At 64.2% G+C, this 5,562-nt stretch carries 5 protein-coding genes; 1 reads left to right on the top strand and 4 read right to left on the bottom strand.

Features of this window, described 5'->3' with window-relative positions:
• The 4 genes from RMO40_RS05805 to RMO40_RS05790 form a co-directional block, all read right to left on the bottom strand.
• Window positions 1-395: ABC transporter ATP-binding protein (locus tag RMO40_RS05805; RefSeq protein WP_309717606.1), on the bottom strand; the 395-nt coding region annotated here is incomplete at its 3' end.
• A 95-nt stretch (window positions 396-490) separates the two neighbouring features.
• On the bottom strand, window positions 491-1,345 hold the full coding sequence (locus tag RMO40_RS05800) for an ABC transporter permease subunit (protein WP_309717603.1): 855 nt from the start codon (window positions 1,343-1,345) through the stop codon (window positions 491-493).
• A 10-nt stretch (window positions 1,346-1,355) separates the two neighbouring features.
• Complete coding sequence (locus RMO40_RS05795) at window positions 1,356-2,252, bottom strand: sugar ABC transporter permease (RefSeq protein ID WP_309717599.1); 897 nt, start codon at window positions 2,250-2,252, stop codon at window positions 1,356-1,358.
• 196 nt (window positions 2,253-2,448) lie between these two features.
• Complete coding sequence (locus RMO40_RS05790; protein ID WP_309717596.1) at window positions 2,449-3,714, bottom strand: extracellular solute-binding protein; 1,266 nt, start codon at window positions 3,712-3,714, stop codon at window positions 2,449-2,451.
• 305 nt (window positions 3,715-4,019) lie between these two features.
• Between RMO40_RS05790 and RMO40_RS05785 the strand changes: the two genes are divergently transcribed.
• Complete coding sequence (locus RMO40_RS05785) at window positions 4,020-5,273, top strand: carbohydrate porin (RefSeq protein ID WP_309717593.1); 1,254 nt, start codon at window positions 4,020-4,022, stop codon at window positions 5,271-5,273.
• The last annotated feature ends 289 nt before the right edge of the window (window positions 5,274-5,562 follow it).

Genomic DNA, 5,562 nt, shown 5'->3' with positions numbered 1-5,562 from the left:
GCGGGCTTGCGGTCGAGCAGGTGCTCGATCTGCAGCATCTTGGCCACGCGCTGCACGGCGGCCTCGCGCTCGGGCTTGGGCACCTTGCGCATCTCGAGCGCGAAGCTGATGTTCTCAGCCACATTCATGTTCGGGTAGAGCGCGTAGCTCTGGAACACCATGGCGATGTCGCGATCTTTCGGCAGCTGGTTGGTGACGTCGCGCTCACCGATGTGGATGCTGCCGCTGGTGGGCTGGTCGAGCCCCGCGATCTTCGACAGCAGCGTCGACTTGCCGCAGCCCGAAGGGCCGACCAGGATCAGGAACTCGCCTTCATCGATCTCGATGTCGATGCCCTTGAGGATGTCGACCGCACCAAAACTCTTGCGGACATTGCAGATGGAAAGTGCGCCCATGATTTCTCTTTTCAACTTCAGCAAACCACCGTTCGCACTGAGCTTGTCGAAGTGCAGCGCCCGGCTTCGACAGGCTCAGCCCGAACGGGGCGGAGTCAACCCTTGACCGCGCCGGCCGTCAGCCCGCGCACGAAGTACTTGCCTGCCAGCACATAGATGGCCAGTGTGGGCAGCGCGGCGATCATCGCGGCGGCCATGTCAACGTTGTATTCCTTCACCGAGCTCGAGGTGTTGGCCATGTTGTTCAGGCCCACGGTGATCGGTTTCGCGTCACCCGCCGAGAACACCACGCCGAACAGGAAGTCGTTCCAGATGGCGGTGAACTGCCAGATCAGCGTCACCACCAAAATCGGCGCCGACAGCGGCAGCACGATGCGCCAGAAGATGCGCCAGAAGCCGGCGCCGTCGAGCATGGCCGCGCGGATCAGCTCGTCGGGCAGGCTCACGTAATAGTTGCGGAAGAAGAGCGTGGTCGTGGCCAGGCCCACCAGCACGTGCACGATCACCAGGCCCCAGATCGAGTCGGCGAGCTGGAACCAGCCGAGCACCTGCGACATCGGCAGCAGCACCACCTGCAGCGGCATGAAGGCGCCGAACAGCATCAGCCCGAACATGAACTCGCTGCCCTTGAAGCGCCACTTGGCAAACACATAGCCGTTGACGGCACCGAGCGCGGTGGAGATCAGCACCGCCGGCACCACCATCAGCATCGAGTTCCAGAAGAAGGGGCGCAGGCCGCCGCAGTCGGTGCCGGTGCAGGCCTGCGACCAGGCCTTGTGCCAGGCGTCGAAGTTGAGGCCGCCGGGCAGCGAGAGCAAGCTGCCGTCGCGCACCTCGGCCATGTCTTTCAGCGAGGTCGCGACCATCACATACAGCGGCAGCAAGAAGACGGCGGCAAACAGCAGCAGCACCGACCAGATGACGAAGCGGTGAACGTGGTGGGCCTTCATGGGTGGGCTCTCATTTCCGCGTGCGCAATTCAGAGTAGAGATAAGGCACGACGATGGCCGCCACGGTGCACAGCATCACGGTCGCCGAGGCCGCACCCAGGCCGATCTGCCCGCGCGAAAAGCTCATGGCGTACATGAAGGTCGCCGGCACGTCGGTGGCAAAACCGGGGCCGCCGGCGGTGAGCGCCATCACCAGGTCGAAGCTCTTGATGGAGATGTGGGCCAGCACCAGCAGCGTGCTGAAGAACACCGGCCGCAGGCTCGGGATGATCACGCGCCAGTAGATGCGCGGCAGCGAAGCGCCGTCGATCTGCGCGGCCTTGATGATGGAGTCGTCGATGCCGCGCAGGCCGGCAAGAAAGAGCGCCATCACGAAGCCCGCGCTTTGCCACACACCGGCGATGACCACGGTGTAGATGGCCTTGTCGGGGTTGACCAGCCAATCAAAGGTGAAGCCCGTCCAGCCCCATTGTTGAACCAGGTGTTCGAGGCCGAGGCCGGGGTTGAGGATCCACTTCCACGCGGTGCCGGTGACGATGAAACTCAGCGCCATCGGGTAGAGATAGATGGTGCGCAGCGCCCCTTCGGCGCGGATCTTCTGGTCGAGCAGGATGGCGAGGCCGAGGCCGAGCGCCAGGCCCACGCCGATGAAGAGCACGCTGAAGATGCCGAGGTTGGTGAGCGCCACCCACCAGCGTTCGCTCTCGAACAGGGTGACGTACTGCGCCCAGCCGACGAAGTCGTAGTTGGGCAGCAGGCGCGAGGCGGAGAACGAGAGCACGCCGTTCCACGCGATCAGGCCGTAGATGAAGGCGAAGGCGAGCGCGAAGCTGGGGGCCACGGCGAGGCGGGGCATCCAGCGGGAGAGGCGGGCCGCGAAGCTGGGGGCGGGGGAGGTGGGGGTCATGGCTTGCAAACAGAGCCGTTCGCGTTGAGCTTGTCGAAACGCATCCTGTTGGGCGTGAACTTCAGATCCCCGTTCGCCCTGAGCTTGTCGAAGGGTGCGCCGTGCACTGCGCTGGCTTCGACAGGCTCAGCCCGAACGGATTGAAGCGGAGATGAGCGTGGGAGAGCCGCACGCGGCGGCTCTCGAATCACTCAAGTTACTTCGTCTTCGCCGCCGCCACCAACCGATCCATCGCCTGCTCGGCCGTCATGGTGTCGGTGTTCCAGAACTGCGAGACCACGTCCTTGATCGCACCTTCGGCCGCCGACGAGACCGCCATGCCGTGCGCCACCGAGGGCACCAGGCCGTTGCTCTTGGCGGTCGCGACGAAGTCTTTCGACGAGAGCTTGGCGCAGTCGTCGAACTTGGCCATGTCGCTGTTCAGGCGCACGGGAATGGAGCCCTTGTTGAGGTTGAACACCTCCTGGAACTCGGGCGCCATGATGGCCGCGGCCATGTCTTTTTGTGCGCCCAGGTTGGCGGTGTTCTTCAGCTTGAACATCGCGAAGCTGTCGACGTTGAAGGTGAACGCATTCGCGGTGCCCGGTGCAGCCGCGCACAGGAAGTCCTTGCCCGGCACCTTGCCAGCGGCGATGAACTCACCCTTGGCCCAGTCGCCCATCAGCTGCATGCCGGCTTCGCCACGAATCACCATCGCGGTGGCGAGGTTCCAGTCGCGGCCCGAGGCGTTTTTGTCGGTGTATTCCTTGACGCGCTTAAACGTGGTCAGCACCTTGAGCATGGTCGGGCTCTTGACGCTGCCGGGGTCGAGCTGCACCAGCGCCTTGCGGTAGAAATCGGCACCGCCCACACCCAGGGCCACCGATTCGAAGGTCGTGAAGTCTTGCCAGTTCTGGCCACCGTGGGCGACGGCGATCAGGCCGGCCTTCTTGAGCGCCTCGGCGGTGACGAAGAACTCGTCCCAGTTGGTGGGCATCTTGGCGTTGGCCTTCTGCAGCGCCGCAGGGCTGGCCCACAGCCAGTTCACACGGTGCACGTTGACCGGCACGGCCACGTAGTTGCCCTTGTACTTCATGACATCGGAGACAACCTTGGGCAGCAGTGCGTCCCAGTTGTTGGCCTTGGCCACGTCGTCGAGGTTGGCGAGCACACCTTCAGCGCCCCACTCCTGGATCGACGGGCCCTTGATCTGTGCGGCGGCCGGGGCATTGCCCGAGACCACGCGCGACTTGAGCACCGTCATGGCCGAGTCACCACCACCACCGGCCACGGCGAAATCTTTCCAGCTGTGGCCCTTGGCCTGCAGCGTGGCCTTGAGTGCGGCAGCGGCCTTGGCTTCGCCGCCCGAGGTCCAGTAGTGCAGCACTTCGACTTCGCCGGCGCGGGCCGACAACGAGGCGCAGAACAAGGTGGCCGCGGCCGCGATGTGCAGCGCTCGGATGGAGGTGGGTGTGGTGTTCATCAATGTCTCCGGGTGTTGTGGGGTGTCGAAACGAAGTCGGGGGGCTGCATGCAATGCCGACGGGACGGAACATTAACGATTAATTAACTTTTCTCATTCGGTAGTTACCCGGATGGCATCAATTTGCCCGTGAAACCCTTCTGTTACCGGGGACAGCGGCCGTGGGGTCTTGGCAACTCATGGTTAACACCACGTTAATTTAGTTAATGTTTTAACAACAATCCGCGCCGGGCCCGACCTCCCCCCACTGTTTTTCCCCCTCAGTGCGGTCGGTGCCCGTTCAACAAACCCACGGAGACACATCCATGAAAACCATCCGCTCTGTCGCGCCGCGTGCGCTGGCCCTGGCCGCAGCCCTGGTCGCCTCTCAAGCCCAAGCCGTCGATTTCGACGGCTACTTCCGCGCCGGCCCCGGCGCCACCTCGAAAGACGCCGCCCGCGCTTGCTACAACCTGGGCATCTCCGGCGGCCACTACCGCCTGGGCAACGAGTGCGATTTCTACGGCGAGTTCGGCCTCACGCACACCGGCACCACCGACGGTGTGGCCTGGAAGGGCAAGGTCATGTTCAGCGAATACAACAACGGCACCGACGTGGGCGACTCGGCCTCGTCGTTTGCGCAGATGTATGTCGAAGGCAAGGGCTTCGACATCGCCCCGGGCACGAACTTCTGGATCGGCAAGCGCTTCTACGGCCGCAAAGACGTGCACATCCTCGACACCTTCTTCGTGCGCCTCGACGGCGTGGGCGCCGGTGCCGATCAGATCGCCATCGGTGGCGCCAAGCTCGGCCTGGCCTACTTCAGCAGCGACAGCTTCGCGGGCTTCGGCGACCCCGGCAACGGCGCGTCGACCAACCCGGGCAACCGCTTCAACGTCGACGTGACCGAGATCCCCGTCAACCCCGGTGGCCAGCTGCGTGTGACCGGCACCTTCACACAAGGCCGCTACGACAACCCGACCGACGGCAAGGGCACCAGCGGTTTCGGCCTGAGCCTGCAGCACACGCAAGACCTCAAGGCCCTGGGCGGCGGCAATACCTTGTGGCTGCAATACGCCCAGGGCTCGGCCGGGCTCGACGGCAACTTCGGCACGCGCAACGCCGAGTCGGGTGTGAAGAAAGTGCGCCTGGTCGAGAGCGTGACCTGGCAGCTGGGCGCGTTGGGCGGGCAAGCGGTGGCGCTGATCGGCCAGCAGGGCGAAGACACCGTCAACAACACACCGAAGTTCAAGGAGCTCTCGATCGGTGGCCGCGCTTCGTATGCGCTGACGAAAAACTTCAAGCTGGTGAGCGAGCTGGGCTACATGCAGAAGAAGCCCGACGGCTCTGAGACGCAGAAGCTGACCAAGTTCACCTTTGCGCCTACGCTGGCCACCGGCCCGGGTTTCTGGAACCGCCCGGAGCTGCGTTTGTACGTGACCACCGCGAAGTGGAACTCCGCGGCCAACGCGGCAGCGGGCGTCGACCCCATCACCGGTCGGCCCTTGGGCTTGACGGGCCTGCAAAACGGCAAGACCAAGGGCACCAGCTACGGCGCACAGGCCGAGATCTGGTTCTGAGTGGTTTGAACGGGGCCTGAACTTGGCCCCGCGCAACGCTTGAAACCTCGGCACACCAGCACCGCTGCGCCTCGGGGGAAACACCCCGAGGCGCAGTTGAACGCTGTCTTAACATCGCGGCCACGATCACCTGAGCGCCCGATGAAACTCCTGCTCGCCGAAGACGACACCATCCTGGCCGACGCCCTCACCGCCAACCTGCAAGGCTGAGGCTTCGAGGTGGAAGTGGCCGAGAACGGCGCCGTCGCCGAGTACCTGCTGCTGCGCCACGACTTCGACATCGGCGTGC

This window comes from Rhizobacter sp. (assembly GCF_031412075.1).
Classification (GTDB): domain Bacteria; phylum Pseudomonadota; class Gammaproteobacteria; order Burkholderiales; family Burkholderiaceae_C; genus Rhizobacter.
The sequence above is the reverse complement of the archived record's forward strand: the minus strand, read 5'-3'. Positions and strand labels throughout refer to the sequence as shown.